This window comes from Streptomyces sp. NPDC057002 (genome assembly GCF_042673825.1).
Taxonomy (GTDB): domain Bacteria; phylum Actinomycetota; class Actinomycetes; order Streptomycetales; family Streptomycetaceae; genus Streptomyces.
On the sequence record NZ_JBHURZ010000001.1, the window covers coordinates 657,826 to 678,412 of the forward strand.

18 protein-coding genes and 2 riboswitches are annotated in these 20,587 nt (G+C 73.1%); of the genes, 14 read left to right on the plus strand and 4 right to left on the minus strand.

The genetic code is table 11. The annotated features are described in order from the left end of the window. The first annotated feature begins 44 nt into the window (after window positions 1–44). A riboswitch (cobalamin riboswitch) is annotated at window positions 45–252 on the plus strand. A gap of 29 nt (window positions 253–281) precedes the next feature. The 5 genes from ACFT32_RS02935 to metE all read left to right on the plus strand — a co-directional run bounded on the left by ACFT32_RS02935 (window position 282) and on the right by metE (window position 5,681). Beyond that, complete coding sequence (locus ACFT32_RS02935) at window positions 282–983, plus strand: energy-coupling factor ABC transporter permease (RefSeq protein WP_261684219.1); 702 nt, start codon at window positions 282–284, stop codon at window positions 981–983. Next, window positions 980–1,324 carry an energy-coupling factor ABC transporter substrate-binding protein gene (locus tag ACFT32_RS02940; RefSeq protein ID WP_382485087.1) on the plus strand — a complete coding sequence of 115 codons (345 nt, stop codon included), beginning with the start codon at window positions 980–982 and terminating at the stop codon, window positions 1,322–1,324. Before ACFT32_RS02935 ends, ACFT32_RS02940 begins: the two co-directional genes overlap by 4 nt. A gap of 5 nt (window positions 1,325–1,329) precedes the next feature. After that, window positions 1,330–2,079 (plus strand): cobalt ECF transporter T component CbiQ, encoded by a 750-nt coding sequence (gene cbiQ, locus ACFT32_RS02945; protein WP_382485089.1) that lies wholly within the window; start codon window positions 1,330–1,332, stop codon window positions 2,077–2,079. Further along, a complete protein-coding gene (locus ACFT32_RS02950; protein WP_382485092.1) occupies window positions 2,076–2,927 on the plus strand; it encodes an energy-coupling factor ABC transporter ATP-binding protein in 852 nt (283 codons plus the stop codon). The genes cbiQ and ACFT32_RS02950 overlap by 4 nt, the downstream gene beginning before the upstream one ends. A 27-nt stretch (window positions 2,928–2,954) precedes the next feature. After that, window positions 2,955–3,179: riboswitch (cobalamin riboswitch) on the plus strand. A gap of 168 nt (window positions 3,180–3,347) precedes the next feature. Beyond that, entirely contained in the window at window positions 3,348–5,681 is a 2,334-nt protein-coding gene (gene metE, locus ACFT32_RS02955) for a 5-methyltetrahydropteroyltriglutamate--homocysteine S-methyltransferase (RefSeq protein WP_382485095.1), read from the plus strand. Between the two features lie 270 nt (window positions 5,682–5,951). Here the strand turns inward: metE and ACFT32_RS02960 are convergent, their stop codons facing one another. Then, a complete protein-coding gene (locus tag ACFT32_RS02960; protein WP_382485098.1) occupies window positions 5,952–7,745 on the minus strand; it encodes an FAD-binding dehydrogenase in 1,794 nt (597 codons plus the stop codon). A gap of 207 nt (window positions 7,746–7,952) precedes the next feature. On the opposite strand from ACFT32_RS02960, the gene ACFT32_RS02965 reads away from it, so the two are divergent. Continuing rightward, window positions 7,953–8,609, plus strand: a complete 657-nt coding sequence (locus tag ACFT32_RS02965; RefSeq protein ID WP_382485101.1) for a maleylpyruvate isomerase N-terminal domain-containing protein — start codon at window positions 7,953–7,955, stop codon at window positions 8,607–8,609. Here the strand turns inward: ACFT32_RS02965 and ACFT32_RS02970 are convergent. Together ACFT32_RS02970 and ACFT32_RS02975 are read right to left on the minus strand one after the other, a co-directional pair. Then, window positions 8,606–10,162, minus strand: coding sequence for an alpha/beta hydrolase (locus ACFT32_RS02970; RefSeq protein WP_382485102.1), 1,557 nt, complete (start codon window positions 10,160–10,162; stop codon window positions 8,606–8,608). The genes ACFT32_RS02965 and ACFT32_RS02970 overlap by 4 nt on opposite strands. Window positions 10,163–10,170: 8 nt before the next feature. After that, entirely contained in the window at window positions 10,171–11,499 is a 1,329-nt protein-coding gene (locus ACFT32_RS02975) for a phosphotransferase family protein (protein ID WP_382485104.1), read from the minus strand. Window positions 11,500–11,680: 181 nt separating this feature from the next. Here ACFT32_RS02975 and ACFT32_RS02980 point away from each other — a divergent pair, with 181 nt between their 5' ends. The 8 genes from ACFT32_RS02980 (at window position 11,681) to ACFT32_RS03015 (ending at window position 19,175) form a co-directional block, all read left to right on the plus strand. Beyond that, the gene (locus tag ACFT32_RS02980) at window positions 11,681–11,851 is read left to right on the plus strand and encodes a hypothetical protein (RefSeq protein ID WP_382485106.1); all 171 of its coding nucleotides are present in this window, start codon (window positions 11,681–11,683) and stop codon (window positions 11,849–11,851) included. Window positions 11,852–11,886: 35 nt separating this feature from the next. Beyond that, a complete protein-coding gene (locus tag ACFT32_RS02985) occupies window positions 11,887–12,060 on the plus strand; it encodes a hypothetical protein (RefSeq protein WP_382485108.1) in 174 nt (57 codons plus the stop codon). 103 nt (window positions 12,061–12,163) lie between these two features. Continuing rightward, on the plus strand, window positions 12,164–12,580 hold the full coding sequence (locus ACFT32_RS02990) for a hypothetical protein (protein WP_382485111.1): 417 nt from the start codon (window positions 12,164–12,166) through the stop codon (window positions 12,578–12,580). Then, on the plus strand, window positions 12,573–14,048 hold the full coding sequence (locus tag ACFT32_RS02995; RefSeq protein WP_382485114.1) for a hypothetical protein: 1,476 nt from the start codon (window positions 12,573–12,575) through the stop codon (window positions 14,046–14,048). Before ACFT32_RS02990 ends, ACFT32_RS02995 begins: the two co-directional genes overlap by 8 nt. Window positions 14,049–14,050: 2 nt before the next feature. Then, complete coding sequence (gene adfB / locus ACFT32_RS03000) at window positions 14,051–14,383, plus strand: actinodefensin-associated protein B (protein WP_382485117.1); 333 nt, start codon at window positions 14,051–14,053, stop codon at window positions 14,381–14,383. 5 nt (window positions 14,384–14,388) lie between these two features. Next, window positions 14,389–15,204, plus strand: a complete 816-nt coding sequence (locus tag ACFT32_RS03005; RefSeq protein ID WP_382485120.1) for a hypothetical protein — start codon at window positions 14,389–14,391, stop codon at window positions 15,202–15,204. A gap of 22 nt (window positions 15,205–15,226) precedes the next feature. Then, the gene (locus ACFT32_RS03010; RefSeq protein ID WP_382485123.1) at window positions 15,227–17,323 is read left to right on the plus strand and encodes an alpha/beta hydrolase family protein; all 2,097 of its coding nucleotides are present in this window, start codon (window positions 15,227–15,229) and stop codon (window positions 17,321–17,323) included. Next, on the plus strand, window positions 17,313–19,175 hold the full coding sequence (locus tag ACFT32_RS03015; protein WP_382485126.1) for an ABC transporter ATP-binding protein: 1,863 nt from the start codon (window positions 17,313–17,315) through the stop codon (window positions 19,173–19,175). Before ACFT32_RS03010 ends, ACFT32_RS03015 begins: the two co-directional genes overlap by 11 nt. Here ACFT32_RS03015 and ACFT32_RS03020 read toward each other — a convergent pair. Next, a complete protein-coding gene (locus ACFT32_RS03020; RefSeq protein ID WP_382485128.1) occupies window positions 19,157–20,536 on the minus strand; it encodes an NB-ARC domain-containing protein in 1,380 nt (459 codons plus the stop codon). The genes ACFT32_RS03015 and ACFT32_RS03020 overlap by 19 nt on opposite strands. Window positions 20,537–20,587: the final 51 nt, after the last annotated feature.

A 20,587-nucleotide genomic window follows, 5' to 3' on the forward strand; every position in this document is an offset into this window, starting at 1 on the left:
CGGTGTGCGAGCGGACGCCCCCTCGCGCGCCCCCTCGGGTGGCTTGTCATCGTCCTTATCTCGGCATTACTGTCACCACGCCTTGGTGAACGGGAAATCCGGTGTGATGCCGGTGCGGCCCTCGCCACTGTGAATCGGGAAGTCCGGCTCCAGCCCTCACGGGCAGCCACTGGGTCCTTGTGACCCGGGAAGGCGGAGTACGGGCGGTGGTACCCGTCAGCCAGGAGACCGGCCAAGGCACGTCAACCATCCACGAGGTGCTGGAGAGGGTCTGCTGAGCCATGCACATAGCCGAGGGTTTTCTGCCACCCGCACACGCGGTCGCCTGGGGCGTCGCGTCGGCACCGTTCGTCGTCCACGGGGTCCGGTCGCTCACCCGTGAGGTGCGCGAGCACCCCGAGAGCACCCTGCTCCTCGGTGCCTCCGGTGCCTTCACGTTCGTCCTGTCCGCCCTGAAACTGCCGTCGGTCACCGGCAGTTGCTCCCACCCGACCGGAACGGGCCTGGGAGCCATCCTGTTCCGGCCACCCATCATGGCGGTGCTGGGCACCATCACCCTGCTCTTCCAGGCGCTGCTGCTCGCCCACGGCGGACTGACCACGCTCGGCGCCAACGTCTTCTCCATGGCGATCGTCGGGCCCTGGGCCGGATACGCCGTGTACAAACTGCTGCGGCGGTACGACGTGCCGCTGATGGTCGCGGTCTTCTTCGGGGCGTTCTTCGCCGACCTGTCCACCTACTGCGTCACCAGCGTTCAGCTGGCGCTCGCCTTCCCCGACCCGGGCAGCGGGTTCGTGGGCGCGCTCGGCAAGTTCGGCACCATCTTCGCCGTCACCCAGATCCCGCTCGCGGTGAGCGAGGGGCTGCTGACGGTGCTCGTGATGCGGCTGCTGGTGCAGTCCAGCAAGGGAGAACTGACCCGGCTGGGTGTGCTCCTCGCCAAGAAGCAGTCCGTGACCGAGACCGAGGCGGCGACCCGATGAAGAAGAACACGAAGATCAACCTCCTGCTGCTGCTCGCCGTGGCCGCGCTCGCCGTACTGCCGCTCGCGCTCGGCCTGGGCGATCACAAGGAGGAGCCGTTCACGGGCGCCGACGGTGAGGCGGAGACGGCGATCACCGAGATCGAGCCGGACTACAAGCCCTGGTTCTCGCCGCTGTACGAGCCGCCGTCGGGTGAGATCGAGTCGGCCCTGTTCTCCCTTCAGGCGGCGCTCGGCGCCGGTGTCCTCGCCTACTACTTCGGTCTGCGCCGGGGCCGCCGGCAGGGTGAGCAGCAGGCGCGGGAGCAGGACACCGAGGAGTCCACGGCCGAGAGGGCCTGAGCCGCGTGCTGCCGATCGACGCGGCGGCGCACAGCAGTCGCTGGCGCCGCCGTCATCCCGTGGACAAGGCCGTGCTCGGTCTCGGACTCACCGTGCTGGCCATCTCGCTGCCGCCCTGGCCCGGCGCGGCGCTGGTGCTCGTGACGGCCGTGTCCCTGCTGCTGGGGCCGGCCGGTGTGCCCGGCCGCCGGCTGTGGCGGGCCTACCGTGTGCCGCTGGGCTTCTGCGTGACCGGCGCGGTCACCCTGCTCGTCCAGGTCGGCGGGCCGGAAGGCTTCGTCTCCCTCGCGGACGACGGGCCCCTGCGGGCCGGGGAGCTGCTGCTGCGCACCTCGGCGGCCTCCCTGGGGGTGCTGCTGTTCGCCTTCACCACGCCCATGTCCGACCTGCTGCCGCGCCTGGTCCGGGCCGGTGTCCCGGCGCCCGTCGTCGATGTCGCGCTCGTGACGTACCGCATGAGCTTTCTGCTGCTGGACTCCGTGCGCCGGATCCGCGACGCGCAGGCCGCCCGGCTCGGGCACACCACTCGGGCCGCCGCCTGGCGTTCGCTGGGCGGACTGGGCGCCACGGCGTTCGTCCGGGCGTTCGACCGGGCGGCCCGCCTCCAGGCGGGTCTCGCCGGGCGCGGGTATGACGGAACCCTGCGTGTCCTGGTGCCCGAGGCCCGCGTCTCCGTCCGCTTCACGGTCGCCAGCTGCGCGCTCCTCGCGGCGCTGGCCGTCCTCACCTTCGTACTGGAAAGGCCGCCCTCATGAGCGAGCCCGCCCTCGTCGCCCTGCGGGGCGCGTCCTTCGCCTACGAGGACGGCCCGGCCGTGCTCAGCGGCCTCGACTTCGGCATCCGTGAGGGGCGGGCGCTCGCGCTGCTCGGCCGCAACGGCAGCGGCAAGACCACGCTGATGCGGCTGCTCAGCGGCGGACTGCGGCCGCACGAGGGGCGGTTGACGGTCGACGGGGAGCCGGTGACGTACGACCGCAAGGGCCTGACCCGGCTGCGGACGACCGTCCAGCTCGTGGTGCAGGACCCGGACGACCAGTTGTTCGCGGCGTCCGTGGAGCAGGACGTGTCGTTCGGGCCGCTGAACCTCGGACTGGCCGATACGGAGGTACGGGCACGGGTGGCGGAGGCGCTCGCCGCCCTGGACATCAGCGGCCTGGCCGACCGGCCCACCCATCTGCTCTCCTACGGGCAGCGCAAGCGGACCGCGATCGCGGGCGCGGTCGCCATGCGCCCCCGTGTCCTGGTCCTCGACGAGCCGACGGCCGGACTCGACCCCGACGGCCAGGAACGGCTCCTCAGCACGCTCGACGGGCTGCGTGCGAACGGCACCACGGTGGTGATGGCCACCCACGACGTCGATCTCGCCCTGCGCTGGGCCGACGACGCGGCGCTCCTCACCCCGGACGGCGTGCACCTCGCCCCCGCGCCCACGGCACTGGCGCAAACCGATCTCCTCCGGCAGGCGGGGCTGCGGTTGCCGTGGGGTGCGGCCGCGGCCGAACTGCTGCGTGCTCAGGGGCTGTTGACCGAGTCGGCGCCCGGCCCGCGCACCCCGGACGAACTGGCCGCCCTCACGGCGGAGCGCCTGGGGAGCGGCGGCTGAGGGTCGCTTCCGCGGCCTCCCCGTGTATAGGCTGACGGTGCAGCTGGTTCGCCCCCGTCAGCCAGGCGGGACGCGTCGCAAGAGGGAACCCGGTGGGAATCCGGGACTGCCCCGCAGCGGTGAGCGGGAACGACCGCCGTCATACGCACTGGGCCCACGAACAGGGCCCGGGAAGCGACGGCCAGTAGGTGTTCTCACACGGTGAGAGCGTGCCCGCGAGTCCGAAGACCTGCCAACTGCCCGCGCGCGGACCACTCGTGCGCGGACATCCCGGTGACCTCGAGGGCGGGTCGGCGTACATACCAGGCGGACGACCGTGCTGTTGCCACTGCGCGAGGTCGTTTCCGTCCGGTCCGTCGCCCTTCGCGCTCTCGTCCCGTCGCCGGGATCTCAGGGATTCGTCTCGCGAAGGAGATCTCCGTGACCACCAAGCCCGCAGCCGCGGCAGCACGGTCCACCGTGTACGGCTACCCCCGCCAGGGACAGCACCGGGAACTGAAGAAGGCGATCGAGGGCTACTGGAAGGGCCGCGTCACCGCCGACGCCCTCCGGGCCACCGCCGCGGGCCTGCGCGCCTCGAACTGGCGGCAGCTGGCCGACGCCGGCATCGACGAGGTCCCGACGGGCGACTTCTCGTTCTACGACCACGTCCTGGACACCACCGTCATGGTCGGGGCGATCCCCGGCCGTCACCGGGACGCCGTCGAGGCGGACGCCCTAAACGGCTACTTCGCCATGGCGCGTGGCACGCAGGACGTGGCGCCGCTGGAGATGACCAAGTGGTTCGACACGAACTACCACTATCTGGTGCCCGAGCTGGGTCCGGACACGGTGTTCACCGCCGACTCGTCCCAGCAGGTCGCCGCTCTGCGCGAAGCGCTGGCACTCGGCCACACCCCGCGCCCCGTCCTCGTCGGCCCCGTGACATATCTGCTCCTGGCCAAGCCCGCCCCGGGTGTGCCCGCGGACTTCGAACCGCTCACGCTCCTGGACCGGCTGCTGCCCGTGTACGCCGAGGTCCTCGCCGACCTGCGCGCGGCGGGCGCCGAGTGGGTCCAGCTGGACGAGCCGGCCCTGGTCCAGGACCGGACCCCGGCCGAGCTGAACGCCGCCGAGCGTGCCTATCGCGACCTCGGAGCCCTCACCGACCGGTCGAAGCTGCTGGTCGCCTCCTACTTCGACCGGCTCGGGAACGCCCTGCCGGTGCTGGCGAAAGCGCCGGTCGAGGGGCTCGCGGTGGACTTCACGGAGTCGGCGGCGGCCAACCTGGACGATCTGGCCGCGGTGGGCGGTCTGCCGGGCAAGCGGCTGGTCGCCGGTGTCGTCGACGGCCGCAACATCTGGATCAACGACCTGGCGGCCTCGCTCTCCCGGCTCGGCACGCTCCTCGGCCTGGCCGACCGGGTGGACGTCTCGTCCTCCTGCTCCCTGCTGCACGTGCCGCTGGACACGGCGGCGGAGCGGGACATCGAGCCGCAGGTCCTGCGCTGGCTCGCCTTCGCGCGGCAGAAGACCGCCGAGATCGTCACCCTGGCGCGCGGTCTCGCCCGGGGCACCGACACGATCGGCGCGCGACTCGCCGCGAACCGGGCCGACCTGTCCTCCCGGGCGAACTCCCCGATCACCCGCGACCCGGCCGTGCGCGCCCGCACGGCCGCGGTGTCCGAGGCGGACGCCAGCCGCTCGCTGCCGTACGCAGAGCGGACCGCCGCCCAGCGCGCCCGGCTGGGTCTGCCCCTGCTGCCGACCACCACGATCGGCTCCTTCCCGCAGACCGGTGAGGTGCGTTCCGCCCGCGCGGACCTGCGGGCGGGCCGGATCGACGCGGGCGGATACGAGGAGCGCATCAAGGCCGAGATCCAGGAGGTGATCTCCTTCCAGGAGAAGGCCGGTCTGGACGTCCTGGTGCACGGCGAGGCCGAACGCAACGACATGGTCCAGTACTTCGCGGAGCGGCTCACCGGCTATCTCGCCACCCAGCACGGCTGGGTGCAGTCCTACGGGACCCGCTACGTCCGCCCGCCGATCCTGGCCGGCGACATCTCCCGCCCCGAGCCGATGACCGTGCGCTGGACGAGGTACGCGCAGTCCCTCACGGACCGTCCGGTCAAGGGCATGCTCACCGGCCCGGTCACCATGCTCGCCTGGTCCTTCGTCCGCGACGACCAGCCGCGTGCCGAGACGGCCCGGCAGGTCGCCCTCGCCCTGCGCGAGGAGGTGAGGGACCTGGAGGCGGCCGGGACGTCGGTCATCCAGGTCGACGAGCCCGCCCTGCGCGAGACGCTGCCGCTGCGGGCCGCCGACCGGCCGGAGTATCTGGCCTGGGCCACGGAGGCCTTCCGGCTCAGCACGGGTGGTGTGCGGCCGGACACGCAGATCCACACGCACATGTGCTACGCCGAGTTCGGCGACATCGTGCAGGCCATCGACGACCTCGACGCGGACGTCATCAGCCTGGAGGCCGCCCGCTCCCATATGCAGGTCGCCCGCGAACTCGCCTCGCACGGCTATCCGCGCGAGGCGGGGCCGGGTGTCTACGACATCCACTCCCCGCGGGTTCCCGGCGCCGAGGAGGCGGCCGGCCTGCTGCGCACCGGCCTGAAGGCCATCCCCGCCGAACGGCTGTGGGTCAACCCCGACTGCGGCCTGAAGACCCGCGGCTGGCCCGAGACCCGCGCGTCCCTGGAGAACCTGGTGGCGGCGGCCCGGGTCGTCCGCGGCGAACTGGGCGGGGAGCGGCCCGACCTCATCTGACGGACCGGGCGGGGCGGGCCGAGGCGGCGGCCTGCCCCTGACGGGGCCGGTTCACGCTCGCGGGACGGGACCCACCGCCGGTCCGGTTGCGGTCGCGCCGGCCTCGGCCGCGGTCATCTGCGGCGGACGCCGACCGTGCCGGTCGCGTCAGCCACGGGCCAGGCCCGGCAGCACGGCCGGGGTGGTCCCGGATCGCGGCGGCCCGGCCGGGGCGCCGGCCTACCGCGGCCTCAACCGAGTCGGCGCGGTGTCGCGGCCGCCACCGTCATGTCAGCTCGCTGTCGCGGCCGCCGCCGCCCGGCCCGCCACTCGGCCCGAGAACAGGCAGCCGCCCAGGAAGGTGCCTTCGAGGGAGCGGTAGCCGTGGACGCCGCCTCCGCCGAAGCCGGCGACTTCGCCGGCCGCGTACAGCCCGGTGATCGGCTTGCCGGAGGCGTTCAGTACGCGGCCGGAGAGGTCGGTCTGGAGCCCGCCGAGGGTCTTGCGGGTGAGGATGTTGAGGCGCACGGCGATCAGCGGTCCGGCGGACGTGTCCAGGATCCGGTGGGCGGAGGCGGTGCGGCTGAGGGTGTCGCCGGGGTAGGCGAGGGCGTTGCGGATGCCCATGACCTGGGCGTCCTTGGTGTACGGATTGGCGATCTCGCGGTCGCGGGCCTCGATCTGCCGTTGCAGAGCGGCCAGGTCGATCAGGTCGTCCCCCGTCAGTTTGTTCATGCCGGCGACCAGTTCGGGGAGGGTCTTGGCGACGACGAAGTCCTCGCCCTTCTCCTTGAACCGCTCGATCGGCTCGGGGGTCTGCCAGATGCGCGACAGCAGCTTCCAGACGTTCTTCTCGGTGAGGTCCGGGTTCTGCTCCGAGCCGGAGAGCGCGAACTCCTTGGCGATGATCTTCTGGGTCGTGACGAACCAGGAGTAGTCGTAGCCTGTGTCGGTGATCGACTTGAGCGTGTGGAGGGTGTCGTAGCCCGGGATGTCGGGGCTGGAGAAGCGCTTGCCCGTGGCGTCGAACCACATGGAGGACGGGCCGGGCAGGATGCGGATGCCGTGGTCGGGCCAGATCGGGTCGTAGTTCTTCAGGCCCTCGGTGTAGTGCCACATGCGGTCGGGGTTGACGATCCGTCCGCCCGCCTTCTCGGTGATCGCGAGCATCCGCCCGTCCACATGCGCGGGCACCCCCGTGATCATGGACTTCGGGGGCGTGCCGAGGCGTGCGGGCCAGTTCTGCCGGACGAGGTCGTGGTTGGCGCCGATGCCGCCCGAGGTGACGATCACGACGGGGGCGTTCAGGTCGAAGTCGCCGACGACCGTGCGGGAGCTGGGCTTGCCGCGTGCCGCGGTGCTGGGCTCCAGGACCTTTCCGCGTACGCCGGTGACGGCACCGTTGGTGACGATCAGGTCGTCCACGCGGTGGCGGAACCTGAAGGTCACCTTGCCGTCGTCGACGGCCGCGCGCACCTTCTTCTCGAAGGGCTCGACCACGGCGGGACCGGTGCCCCAGGTGACGTGGAAGCGGGGTACGGAGTTGCCGTGCCCGTCCGCGAGGCCGCCGCCGCGCTCGGCCCAGCCGACGATCGGGAACCACTGCATGCCGAGCCCCGCGAGCCAGGAGTGCTTCTCCCCCGAGGCGAAGTCCACATACGCCTCGGCCCACTTATGGGCCCAGTGATCCTGGCCCGACGGGTCGGTGATGCCACGGTCGAAGCCTGCCGTGCCCAGCCAGTCCTGCCAGGCCAGTTCCCGCGAGTCCTTGATGCCCATGAGCCGCTGCTCAGGGGAATCGACGAAGAACAGCCCGCCGAAGGACCAGAAGGCCTGCCCGCCCAGGCCGGACTCCGGCTCCTGGTCGAGCAGCAGCACCTTGCGTCCGGCGGCGGCCAGTTCGGCGGTGGCGACGAGCCCGGCTAGACCGTGGCCGACGACGATGGCGTCCGCGTCGGAGGATCCGGCGCCGGCCGCGAAGGCCGGGAACGCCGACTGCGCGAGAGCGGCACCGGCGAGCACACCGCCCGCCACAGTCAGGGCACGGCGGCGGGTGAACGCGGCGGGTTCTGACGGGTGTTCCATGGGCCGCCTTCCGGAGGAGGTGCGCAGGGGTCGGGAGAGGCCCCTGTGGCAACCAGGGGTGTTACCGACGGTAGCCCAGGAGTTCTGAGGGCCGCCAGAGTCCTGTGCGGTTGAACTCATCGGCGCGGTGCGGGAGTTGACACGAAGGCGTATCGACCGTCCGAAATGCGCTTGTCCGTCCTCGCGGCACGGCACTACGTTGCCGAGGTGGATCTCTTCTCACGCTCCTGGACGGCATTGCGCGCGGCGGTCTCCGGCCTGGCCGACGAGGACTTCGCCCGGCCGTCCGGCTGTACGGGCTGGCTGGTGCGGGACCTGGTGTGCCATCTGGTCATCGACGCCCAGGACGTGCTGATCACCCTCGCCACCCCTTCCGACCGGGAGCCGACCCGTGACGCGGTGACCTACTGGGAGGTCGCCGACGCACCGCCGGCCGGTGACGACCCGCTGGACGCGCTGACCGTCCGGCTCGCGGCCGCATACGAGGATCCGCACCTGCTCACGTTCCACCTGGACGACGTCGGTTCCGCCGCCGGCCGCGCCGCCCGGCTCGCCGACCCGGCCGGCCGGGTCGGCACCCGCGACGAGGTCCTCACCGTGGCGGACTACCTCTCGGTGTACGTCCTGGAGTGGACGCTGCACCACCTCGACCTGATCGCGCACCTCCCGGACGCGGAGCAGCCGCCGGCGGAGGGGCTCACCCACTCCCGCGAGTTGCTGGAGCGGATCGCGGGAAGCGCGTTCCCCGCGTCGTTCCACGACCGGGACGCGCTGCTGGTGGGCACCGGGAGGCGGCCGCCCACGGAGGCGGAGCGGGCCGAACTGGGCGAGCGGGCCTCGAGACTCCCGCTGTACCTGGGTTAACCGAAGGGCGGGGTGTCCGCCGGGCACACCGTACCGGCGGCGGGCGCGGCGCCCTCGGTCAGATAACGGGTGGCCAGCCGGTCCACGCACACGTTGAGCCCCATGGCCGTGTGTCCGTACATGTCGGCCGTGAGCAGGCGCGCGTCGGCGAGCCGGGCCGCCATGCGCTCGGCGAAGGAGTGGGGGGTGACCGGGTCGAACCGGTTGCCGATGACCAGCGCGGTGCGGGCGAGCGGACGGTCCCAGGGGCCCGTGTGGACCCCGGGGTCGTCGCCGGCCCGTACAGGCCAGGTGGCGCAGGGCAGGGCGTCGTACGCCTGCGACCGCCCGAAGGTGGGGCTGCTCCGCTCCCACTGCCTCGCGAGCAGGGGCCAGGCCCCGGCGGGCAGCCGGTACGGCTTCTCACCACAATTGACGGCGTTGCCGGAGTCGTTGCCACGGTATGCGGTCCGTATCTCGGCGGCGCTGTCCTTCGAACGGGGCGCCGGTGTACGGGAGATGGCGGCGTGGAGCGTGTCCAAGGACCGGGCCAGCCCGGAGAGGTCCCCTGCCGACAGCCTGCCGAGCACCAGGTCACCCAGGCCGGCGAAGTCGACGGCCTTGCCGTCCGGCAGAGTGAGGGAGCCTTTCCTCAGCCGGTCGCGGATCTCCTCGAAGGCGGTCGTCGGCGATCCCTCACCGAAAGCGCACCGGTCGCTTTCGCTCGCGCAGGCACGCAGGAACGCGGTCAGGACGTCCTCCGCGGCGACGGCACGCTGCCGGTCGTACTCGATGCCGTCCGTCATGCGCAGCAGCGGATCGATGTTGCCGTCGAGGATCAGCGCGCCGGTGTGGCGCGGGAACAGGTTGGCGTAGGTGGCGCCGATCATCGAACCGTAGGAGAACCCCGCGAAGTTCAGGCGCTCGGCGCCGACGCTCCGGCGGAGCAGGTCCAGGTCGCGGGCGACGTCGGCGGTGCTGAGGTGCGGAAGCAAGGGGCCGGCCTCGCGGGCGCAGGCGCGAGTGTAGGCGCGTTCGGCGCGGAGCGTCGCCGCGGTCTCGGCGGGGGTCAGCGGCGCCTCGCGTTTGCCGGCGAGCGCGGCGTCCGCCGCCTCCTGGCTGGTGAAGCACCTCACGGGCGCGCTCTGCCCGACTCCGCGCGGGTCGAAGCCGATCACGTCGTACCGCGCGAGGACCTCGGGGGTCAGGAACTTCTCCGCCCGGTAGGCGAAGTGCAGCCCCGACTGGCCGGGGCCGCCCGGGTTGACGAAGAGGGCGCCGAGACGCCTGGCGGGGTCCTTGGCCCGGTGCCGGAGCATGACCACGCCCACGGTGTCCCCGTCCGGGCGCGCGTGGTCACGCGGGACCTGCCGGACCGCGCAGTCGGCGACCTCCGGGTCCAGCGGGGGCGCGGGCTTCAGCACCTGGTCGCAGGGGAGCCAGCGCACCCGCGGCGGCTGCGGCTGCTCCGCGCGGGCCGTCGGCCCGGGGCAGGTGAGCAGGGCCAGGGCGGCGGCACAGACGGCGGCGAGGCGCGTGGTGCGCCGGTGGGCCGGGGCGGCTCGGCAGGGCATGTGTCTCCTCAGGTCCCTCGGGTGACGGGCTCGGGTGTGTGCCCACGCTCCCGTGGGCCCGGGGCGAAACAGGCGCGCAGGGGTGCGGCGACCGCCCCCCGGTAGCGGGTGCGGATGTACGAGGGCGCCCCTGACAGCCGGTCACCCATCAGGAGTGCGCGGCTGACCGGGGCGATGGCCGACGCCAGTGCGGCGCCCTCGCGCAGCTCCTCCGGCGGCCGGTGTCCGGCCCAGGCCTCGAGATAGCTGTCGCGGACCCGCCCATGGGCCCGGGTGGAGCCGAGGGCGTCGGCCAAGTCCGCCAGCAGGACGTCCAGTTGGAGGAAGGGGTGGGTCAGCACAGTGTCCGCCCAGTCGAAGAGCAGCACGTCGTCGCCGTCGACACGGAAGTTGCCCCGCCATAGGTCGTGGTGGACGAGGGTGTCGGGGAGACCGAGGAGTGCCAGTCGCGCGCAGTCGCGGGCGAATCCGGGAACGAGACGGCGCAGCCGCGCGGACTCCTCACGGGTCAGCTCGGCGGAGTCCTGAGTGATCAGGTCGTCGAACAGGCAGGGCAACCGGTCGAGTCGGTGGGCAGGACAGCCGGTGGCGGTGATCTCCTCCGTTCGCGCCGCCGACTCCCGCTGGATCAGGGCGGCCTGCCGGGCCACGCGCTCGAAATGGGACACGATGCGGTCCGCCCCCTCGGGGCGACGCACCGGTCCGAAGTCCGCGGTGAGCATCAGTCGCCTCCCGGCGTCCACGGCCAGCACGGAGGGAACCGCACCCGGGCACCAGTCGGCCAGCAGCCGGGTCAGCGCGGGCTCGTGCGCGTGCGGCGGTGGGCCGGCCTTGAGGTGGACCACGCCGGCCGTGGTCGGGAGCCGCAACTGGCAGGACCAGGCCCGGAAGCCGTCCTGCTCGACGGGGCCGATGCTCTCGATGCCCAGCCCGCGCAGTTCGCCGGCGGCCCAGGCGGTGGCCATGGCGAACCACCCCGGGCGTCGCCAGGGCAGCCAGGTGGCGCCCTCACGGCGGTGCCGTGCGGCGGACCAGAGGCCGAGCAGCCGGCGCTGCCGGGACGAGGCACAGCGGACATCGGTGAGTTCCGACACCGGCGCCCAGCGTGCGCCGGGCGGCAGGGCGGCGCCGGCGCTGTGCGTCTCGTGCACGAAGAGGTACGAAGGCGTCGTGGAGTCCGGGGGGATGCGCAGGACGTCCAGGGTGCTGACCTCCGTATCGAAGCGGTCGCGAATCCAGGAGTTCGCTTCGCCCGGGCCCTGATGCCGATGTTCGGGAAAACTCCAGAACTCTCCGGAATCGTGGATCAGCAGACACAGGATTCCGCCGCGTTCCATGGGAATGGCACTGAAATTCACAGTTCACGATGAGAAGCCGCGAGGCGTTGCCCCGTCAAGGCTTCCCATACCGGCCGGGACAGTCCGGGACAGTCCGGGACGGACAGAAGTCCTTGTCCGGCCGGCGGCGACACTCCTAGCGTCTTTCCCGATAACGGAAGCCGACTCGAAAGGAAGAGAAATGACTGGCGTTTCCGTGGCCGAGCGCATCGCTGCCGGCGGTCTCCAGCAGCACATGTTCTCCGAGCCGACCGCGGTTGCCGAGGAGTGCAAGTTCCCCGGCCAGAGCTGCTGGTTCGACTCCGACTGCTGCAACCCGCGCTTCTGTGAGTGGTGGACCTGCCGCGCCTGAGCGGCGGGTTCCCGTACCTCAAGGAAAGGAAAGTCATGACCGGTGTTTCTGTGGCCGAGCGCATCGCCGCCGGCGGCCTTCAGCAGCACATGTTCTCGGAGCCGACCGAGACAGCCGAGGCGTGCGCCCCGAACGGCGGCTCGTGCCTCTGGGATTCCGACTGCTGCCACGGGCTGCTCTGTGAATGGTGGGAGTGCGAGACGCCCTGATGTTCACCGGTGCCGTCGGCGGCCGTCCGGCTGCCGACGGCACCACCCGGTTGGCATTCCGGAACACGCCCTGGCGGAACATGACGGAAAAGGTGTGCGGAAAATGGTGATGGATGTGTCCGCGCTGCTGCGATCGGCGCGCGCGGGAAAGGTTTTTCTGGAGTCCTCCCGGCGCGACGGCGGCACATTCGACTTCGCCGCCTGGCCCCAGGTCCCCGGCCGGCGCTTCGGGCCGGTGGGCCGGCCGCGGTCCGCCGTGTCCGGTCTGCGGACCGTCCAGCGGCTGACGGTCGGCTTCCTGGATCCCGTGGAGGACGCGATCTATCTGACGGTCGGTCTGCGCCGTATGGGTTTCCCCGCCTCCTTCCACCTCGGCCGGGAAGTGGCTCCGGCCGCACCGCCCGCGGGCTTCTACGCCTGGGTGCGCTGCGGGGGCGCCGTCCTCAGTACATCGCTCCCCGTGAAAGAGGAGTACGTCGAGATCTACACGAACGCGCCGGAGGGTGAGCACAGTGCGTGACGTCGTCGCCTACACGGGCGGCCGGGTGAGCCGCAGTCGGCCCACCCTGGCCGCCGACTCCCAGGGCGCGCAGGTGCTCGCCTCCGACGGGGCGTTCGAACTGCGCCGCGATCTGCCCGGCCGGTCACCGCTGTACTACCGGGTCGGCCACGGCCGGCTGGAGTGGAGCGGCGACCTGGCCGACTTCCAGGAGGGCAGGCCGCTCCCCCGGCCCGATCCGGGTGCGCTGCTCGCCCTGGCCCTCGGGTCCGCGCCCGCGCCTGACAGCACTCCCCTGCCGGGCGTGCACAAACTGGCCACCGGGGTGACCGTACGACTGGACCGCGACGGTGTGCGGGTCGCCAGGCACCGCCCGGAGACCGCCCCGACGCGACGCGGCCCCGTCCGCGCCCTGGCCGCGGCCCTCGACGCCTGGCCGGGCCCGTACGCGATCTCCTTCAGCGGCGGTCTGTCCTCGGCGTTCGTCGCGGCCGCCGCACTGCGGGCCGGGCATCGGCCGCTGCTGGTGCACGCGGACTTCGGCGGCCGGTTCGGCGGCGCGGCGCTGCCCCGCATCCCGGGCCTGCGGTGCGAGCGGGTGCCGTTGGACCTGTTCGGGCTGCTGGACCATCACCGGATCACCGGGGAGGAGCCGTTCCCGCCGCTGCCGGACACCGAGGTGCCCCGGCTGCTGGCCGAGCGGCTCGCCGCCCACACCGGGCTTCCGGTGATGAGCGGCGGACTGCTCGACCCGCTGATGTCGGCCCGGCTGCCCGATGCGCGCCTCGGGCCGCGCAGTTGGCGGCTGCTGTCCTGCGAGCCGTTCCACGTCTCCGGAACCCTCCGCACCCTCGATCAGGCCAGGGCCCTGTTCGACAAGGGCGTCGTGCACGATCCGGACCGGGTGGACACGGAGCTGCCGGACAGTCAGCCGGTGGGCGCTCCGCCGCCGCCCTCGCCGACCGGCGCGGACCGGGTGCCGGGCCTCACCGACCAGGGCCGGGAGGCGTTCGACGCGGCACGGCGCGGTTCGCTGGCGGTGTGGCGCGAGCATCTGGAACTCCTGCCGCCCGTCCTCGGCCGCGCGGAGGCGGCGCTGGCCGAGCACGGGGACGGCGGGGCGCGATTGCCCGCCTTGGACCCCGGGGTGCTCGCCGCGGTCGGAGCGCTGCCGGCGCACCGGCTCGGCCGGATCCGCGGCGGCGCCTTCCAGCCGCACGTCCCGATGCGCACGGCGGTGGCGGCACACCGTGTCACGGGCGTACGCGCAAGCGCTCCGCGGTACTGGCTGCGGCTCGCGGCGGCCGAGCATCTGCACCGCGAGCGGGCCAAGATCGTCGCCGAGCTGGAGCGCGGCAGCGCGCTGGCGGACCTGGGACTGATCGATCCGGCCGCTCTCATCGGCATCCTGCGGGACGGCCGTGCTCTCAGCGCCCAGGCCCTGATCCTGCTCAGGATGGTCTGGCTCGACCGATGGCTGCGAGGTTGACCATGCCCACGTCCCGTGCCCTGCCCCGGCTCGCCCCCCATGTGCGCTTCACACCGCTGCCGTTCGGTGGCGCCGTCCTGGTCCGCGCCTCGACCCTGAGCATCGCCGAATGCGGGGAGCAGGAGGCACGCGTCGTCGAACGCCTGCTCAGCCACGGCCTCCCGGGCCCCGGCACCGGCCCGGCGGGCGAAGCGGTACGGCGCATGAGCCGGGAACTCGTGGCGGCCGGCTGGCTCGAGGCCCCGACCGCGCCGCACGTCTCAGCCGTACCCGGCGCGGATCCGACAGCCGTCACTCCGGCGGAGGATGCCGCGCCGGACATCGATCGGAGGTAAGTCCCTTGCGAGTCACCCTTGGCAGGACGCTTCGTCATCTGCTGCCCGACCTGGCGGTGGGCGCGCTCGCGGGCCCCCTCGCGGTCTCCGGCATCGCCAAGTCCGTCACCCCCGCCGAAGAACTCGACTGGCCCGTCGACTCGGGGCCCCTCGCGGCTCCCGACGGTGCCAAGCTCGTCGGCGCGGCCGAACTCGCGGCCGCCGCCGTGACCCTCGTCGCGCCCGGCCGGCTCGCCGCGCTCGCCCCGACGTGCGCCTACACGGCCCTGACCGTGGCCGCTCACCGCATGAAGGGGGCGAAGTGCGCGTGCTTCGGAGCCGCTCGCCTCGCCGCGATCGGACGGACGCACATCGGGGCGAACGCGGCGGCGTCACTCGTCGCGTCCGCCGCCCTGACGGCCGGACCGCAACGCCGGCTCCTCGTGCGGGCGGGCACCGCCGCACTCTCCTCGGCGGTCACCTACGGCGTCGTACGCGCCCTCGACCGCCGGGCGGAGCGGAGCGGCGAAGCGGCGGCGCGGACCTGCCAGGAACGGGTGAGCTCCGTCCGGCTCTATGTCTCCGACGACTGTCCCGCCTGCCGGTCCCTCAAGCATCTGCTGCGCTTCATGGAACCGGCCCGGCGCGACGCGGTCAGCACCACCGTGGTCGGCGGAGAGGACGAACTCCCGCAGGAAATGGCCGGGTTGGGTGTGCCGTGCGCGCTGGGGCTGGACGCCCGGGGCGAGCCGGTCTGCGCGCCCGTGGCCGGGATCGGCGGTGTGAAGGCGCTGATCGACAGTGTCACGCTCAGCGCACCGGTGGTACGCCGTGCGGTCTGACGGGGTGCGGGGCGCGAGGGCGGTGGATGACACCCGCGCCCCCCGCGACACCTGGCAACGCGCCGACACCTCGCACGACCTGTCGGCCTGGGCGCTGATCACCACACCGGTGCACCCGAGTCTCCGGGAGTCCCACCCGGACCTGGACCTCTGGGGCGAGCTGCGGGTCGACCCGGGGCTCGTGGGGCTGGACACCGGGCGTGCCCGCCCGCTCCGGGTCGAGATCGGGTGCCGCGACCACGAGAACCTCTGGCGGCTGCCCGTCGAGGCCGTCGTGCCGAGCGCACTGGCCTGGCACCCTCGGCTCCCCCTGGTCGCCGGGCTGGCCGTTCGCGGCCGTCATGCGCACCCCTGGGTCGCCGACTACCGTGCGCGCACCGTCACTGTCCACGCCCGGGTCCGCGCGGCCACGTCGCTCACCGGACTCGGGGGCAGCGGGCAACCGCCGCTGGCGTGGTGCGGCAACGGACTGGTCGTCCTCACACCCGTCACCCCGGAGGACGCCGGTGCCGAACGGAGTCCGTCGGCCGCGGTCTGCGAGGCGACCGGCCCCGGCTGGATCGCCTTTCCCCAGGCCGTACCGGAGTTGTCGGCCGGGGCGGCGGTCCGGGTGGCCGCGCTGAACTCCGACGACGGCGCACTCCGGCCGCTCACCGGCCCGCTGCTGGTCCGGGGGCTCGAACCCGCCCCGGGCGGCGGCCATCTCCTGATCACGCATCTCGACGAGAAGGCCTCCCACTCCCTGCGACTCCGCTGGGCCGCGTCGGTGGCCGACGCCTCGGACCGGGACACCCACGCTCGGCGGGTTGCGCCCGGGTCCCGTTGGGCCACCGGCGCCCCCGACGTGCTGGCGTGGCCGGACGACAGCGAGGGCGGCCGACGGATCCTGATGTGCGGCGCCGCCGACCGTTCGGCCGGTGACCCGGTGAGCGTCCCGGCACCCGATGAGTGGTGGCCGCTGTGGCACGGCGGGGCCCCTTGGGTGCTCGGCACGGGGGGCGACACCGGCGCGTACCTCGCCTCACCCGAGCGCGAGGTCCCCCTCCCCGCGCCCGACGGCCTGCGGCTCGGCCGCCCCTGCCCGGCGCGGGACCCATCGGCCGGGTTCCTGCTGGACTGCCGTAGCGGCGACGGCGGGTACGGGATCGCGACTCTGGACCCGGAACACCCCGGCCGCGGTCTCACCCTCACCTGGGCGTCCGACCAGGACGCCCGGACGGTCCGAGCGTTCAGTGGGCCATCGGGCCAGGGCCTGACCGTCGAAAGCCCCACCCGGCTACGGCGGTTGCTCCTGGCTGACGGCACCTTGACGTCCGAGCACGTGACCACGTGGGCGACCGGCCGCCCGGCCGGAAAACCGCTGGTCACCCTCCTGCTGCCCGGCCGGGAGCGCCCTCCGGTGGGTCTGACCCTGGTCGACTGTGCGGAGAACCCGGGTCGTCCCCTGCTGCTGTGGCTCCGTGCGCAGGAGCCCGGCGCGGGCGGCGAGCCCGCGCGGTGCCCGGGTGCGGGACCGGTCGCCCATCTGGACCTGGTGCCCCTATGGCCGGCCGACGCCACCGCCGGGTTCCTGCACACCCAGATCACCGGAGCCGTGCGGGACGCGCTGGACGCGCTCGCACGGCACCGGCCAGGCATCCTCGACCGGGGTGTGGTCGTCGGCGGGCACAGCTTCGGCGCGAGCCTCGCGCTCTACGCGCTGGCCCACGTCCGCCGGCTGGACGGCGCCATCGTGCACAGCGGCTGCTACAACCGCACCCTCACCCCGGGCGGTTTCCAGTACGAACGCCGTTCCTACTGGCAGGCGCCCGAGATCTACCACGCCTTCAGCGCCCTGCTGTTCGCGCACCGGCTGGAAGGGCCCGTGCTCATCGCGCACGGCACCCGGGACGCGAACCCCGCGACGGCACCCGAGCAGGCCGTCGGTCTCTACCGGGGCGTCGTCGCCGCCGGCGGTCAGGCCCGTCTGGTGCTGCTGCCCGGTGAGGGCCACAACTTCCAGTACGCCGAGACCCACCGGACCCTCGCCACGGAGCACGGCCGGTGGCTCGACCTGTGCGCTCGCACTCCGGAACCGGTGGTCACGCACCCGGGAGAGGAAGTGGCCCATGTCCGCTGAAGCGGGCCCGGCGAAGGTCGGCACACGTGAGCAGGCCGCCTGCCTGGCGTTCGCGGTTCGGCTGGTCTGGCGGGCCGACCGGCGACGCCTCATCGAGGTGGTCGCCGCCCAGCTCGCCTCGGCGCTGGGCATCATGGCGCTCATCCTGCTGGTCAGGAACGTCTTCGGAACGGTGCTCGCGGCCGGCTCGGGACCGGGCGCGGGCGGCGGTCGGCAGGCGATCGTCTCCGTCGTCGTGATCGTCGCCATCGGTTCGCTGGGCGGGGTGCTGCGGCTGTTCAGCTCCTCCCGGAACCGGGTCCTGGCGGCCAAGGCGGACCGTCATGTCATCAGCACCGTCCTCGCGTCGGCGACCAGGGCGGAACTGGCGCGTTTCGAGGATCCCGTCTTCCACGACGCGTTGCAGCGTGCCGTGTTCGCCTCCCGTTCGCAGCCGACGATGGTGGTCACGATGCTGGTCGCGGCCTCGCAGGCGGTGCTCACCGTCCTCGCCGTCGGCGCCGCCTTCGCGCTGCTGGCCTGGTGGCTGCTGCCGTTCGCGCTGCTCAGCGCACTGCCGGTGGTGCGGGCCGCCCGCGCCGAACGCAACGCCGGGTACGGGCTGCACCGCAGCCTCGCCGAGGACCGCCGGGTGCGGCAGTACGTGGAGCAGTTGCTCACCGGCCGGGAGGGCGCCAAGGAGGTGCGGGCGCTGGACCTCGGGCCGGTCCTGCGCGACCGGTGGGACGCGGAGTACCGGCGTGAGATCGACGAGACCGTGTCCTGGCAGCGCGGGAGCCTGCGCACCCGGATCCTGGCCCGGCTCGGCACGGACGCGCTGACCCTGGTGGTCATCGGCTCCGTCTGGTGGCTGATCGGCTCCGCGGTGGTCAGCCTGCCCACCGCGGTCGCCGCCGTCACCGGCCTGTTCCTGATGACCAGCCGGGTACAGGCCCTGGGCGCCATGATCAACGGAATCGGCGAAGCGCTCTACTACCTCATGGATCTGCGGACGTTCGCGGCCGACCACGACGGCGGCGCGGCCGCCCCGGCCACGCCTCGGCGCGCTGGCCCGCCCGTACCCGGCGGGCGGCCCGGTGACGGATTCACCGGACTGGCCGCCGAATCGGTCGACTTCACCTACCCCGGTGCGGCACGCCCTGCCCTGCGCGAGGTCAGCCTCACCGTGCGCAGGGGCGAGTTCATCGCCCTGGTCGGCGAGAACGGGTCGGGCAAGACGACGCTGGCCAAGATCCTGGCGGGCCTGTACCCGCCCGACCGCGGGCGTCTGGTGCTCGACGGCGCACCGGAGCCCGAGGCGGCCCGGCTCCGGGAGACCTGCGCCCCCGTGTTCCAGGACTTCCTGCGCTACAAGTTCACAGCCGCCGACTCCATCGCCTTCGGCCGCACCGACGCACCGCCCGACGCCGCCGCGGTCGTCACCGCGGCCGAGCGGGCGGGCGCCCACGCGTTCCTGGAGCGGCTGCCCCACGGCTACGACACCGTCCTGGGCAAGGAGTTCAGCGACGGCTGCGACCTGTCGCTGGGCCAATGGCAGCGTTTGGCGCTGGCGCGTGCCTTCTACCGGGACTCGCCGTTCCTCATCCTCGACGAGCCGACGGCGTCCCTCGACCCGCAGGCGGAGGCGGACCTGGGCGACCGGCTGCGCGCCCTGTTCGCGGACCGCACGGTCCTGCTGATCTCACACCGCTTCTCGGCCGTGCGCGGCGCCGACCGGATCTACGTCATGGCGGGCGGACGCGTGGTCGAGCAGGGCCGGCACGAGGAGCTCATGGCCGGGAACGGTACGTACGCACGGCTCTTCAGACTCCAGGCCCTGCCCTACCACGACGCTCAGCTCACCGGCCGCTGAGCCGCCGGTGAGCGGCACTGTGCGGCGGCCTCCTCCGCCCCGGCCCGTTCCCGCGCGTACAGCCGTACGAGATCGGGCATCCGGTACGTCGTCGTAGCGCCGGTGCCTTCGCCTGGTACGGCGGTGAGCAGGCTGGCGTCGACGAGTGCTTCCAGGCGGGTCTCGGCCAGGCCGACGGGACAGTCCAGCAGCGCCGCCGCGGCCCCGGCCGGCAAGCACGGCGCCTCCAGCAGTCCCAGCAGCCGGAAGGTCCGCCTGGCCTCTTGCGGGAGGGCGGCGTACTCCTGTTCCAGACGTTCGCGTACGGCGAGGTCACCGATGGCCAGTTCGTCGAGGCGGCGCCGATCGTCGCGGAGCAGGTCCGCCAGGCGGTCCAGCGGCCACTGCCGTCGGCAGGCCAGCCGGGCGCCCGCGATCCGCAGGGCCAGCGGGCAGCGTCCGCACAGCCGGACGATGTCGGCCGCCGCCTGACGTTCCGCGGCGACGCGGTCCGCTCCGGCGATCCGCGCGAGCATCGCCACGCCCTGGTCAGGTGAGAGCGGCCCCAGCTCCACGGACCGCGACGGCCCCATCGAGGTCAGCCGGTGCCTGCTGGTGACCAGCACGGCCGGGCCGCCCACGCCGGGCAGCAAGGGCCGTATCTGGCGCTCCGAGGCGGCGTTGTCCAGCACGACCAGGAGATCGCGGTGGGCCGACAGGGTGCGGTAGAGGGCCCCGAGTTCCTCCACCGCGTCCGGTACGGCGATCGGGCCGGGCAGGCCCAGGGCGCGCAGGAAGCGGACGAGGACCTCCCGGGGCCCGGCCGGCGCGCTGCTCGCACCCCGTAGATCGACGAACAGCCGGCCGTCGGTGAACCGTTCGGTGAGCGCGTGCGCGGCATGCACCGCCAGGGAGGTCTTGCCGACGCCCGCCCTGCCGGAGACCGCGACCACGGGCACGACCCCGTGCGTTGTTCCGCTCGCGCCGGTCAGCCCCTCCCCGATCGCCGTCAGGTGCGCCTCGCGGCCGGTGAAGTCCGCGAGATCGCAGGGCAGCTGCGCCGGGACCGCGGGCACGGCCGGAATGTCGGCACCCCGGGTTTCGGACGCCGCGGCGATGCGCTGCCGGGCGCCGAGCCAGGGCTCGGGTGTCAGGCCGCAGGCCGCCACGTAGGCGTGGACGAACCCGGCGCGGGGCAGCGCTCCCCGGCCGAGCACGGCGGCGGTGGTGCTCCGCGCGAGATGCAGTCCGTGCCGCTGGGCGCGGATCTCCAGCTCCCTGTACGTCAGTTCGGACCAGGCCCGCAGCCGGCGCAGCAGCCGGACGAACTCCTCTGGTGTGCGGGCGGTCTCCGGGCTCGGTACGGCGTTGGTGTGCGACACGTGTTTCTCCCCGTTGGTCACTGCCTGTACGACTCCAGGTCTAGCCGCTCG

What these genes read in the sequence shown, in the direction of transcription:
- ACFT32_RS02935 (WP_261684219.1), top strand. Translation starts at nt 282, where the DNA reads ATGCACATAGCCGAGGGTTTTCTGCCACCCGCACACGCGGTCGCCTGG.
- ACFT32_RS02940 (WP_382485087.1), top strand. Translation starts at nt 980, where the DNA reads ATGAAGAAGAACACGAAGATCAACCTCCTGCTGCTGCTCGCCGTGGCC.
- ACFT32_RS02950 (WP_382485092.1), top strand. Translation starts at nt 2,076, where the DNA reads ATGAGCGAGCCCGCCCTCGTCGCCCTGCGGGGCGCGTCCTTCGCCTAC.
- ACFT32_RS02960 (WP_382485098.1), bottom strand. Translation starts at nt 7,745, where the DNA reads ATGGAACACCCGTCAGAACCCGCCGCGTTCACCCGCCGCCGTGCCCTG.
- ACFT32_RS02970 (WP_382485102.1), bottom strand. Translation starts at nt 10,162, where the DNA reads ATGCCCTGCCGAGCCGCCCCGGCCCACCGGCGCACCACGCGCCTCGCC.
- ACFT32_RS02975 (WP_382485104.1), bottom strand. Translation starts at nt 11,499, where the DNA reads ATGGAACGCGGCGGAATCCTGTGTCTGCTGATCCACGATTCCGGAGAG.
- ACFT32_RS02980 (WP_382485106.1), top strand. Translation starts at nt 11,681, where the DNA reads ATGACTGGCGTTTCCGTGGCCGAGCGCATCGCTGCCGGCGGTCTCCAG.
- ACFT32_RS02985 (WP_382485108.1), top strand. Translation starts at nt 11,887, where the DNA reads ATGACCGGTGTTTCTGTGGCCGAGCGCATCGCCGCCGGCGGCCTTCAG.
- ACFT32_RS02990 (WP_382485111.1), top strand. Translation starts at nt 12,164, where the DNA reads ATGGTGATGGATGTGTCCGCGCTGCTGCGATCGGCGCGCGCGGGAAAG.
- adfB (WP_382485117.1), top strand. Translation starts at nt 14,051, where the DNA reads ATGCCCACGTCCCGTGCCCTGCCCCGGCTCGCCCCCCATGTGCGCTTC.
- ACFT32_RS03015 (WP_382485126.1), top strand. Translation starts at nt 17,313, where the DNA reads ATGTCCGCTGAAGCGGGCCCGGCGAAGGTCGGCACACGTGAGCAGGCC.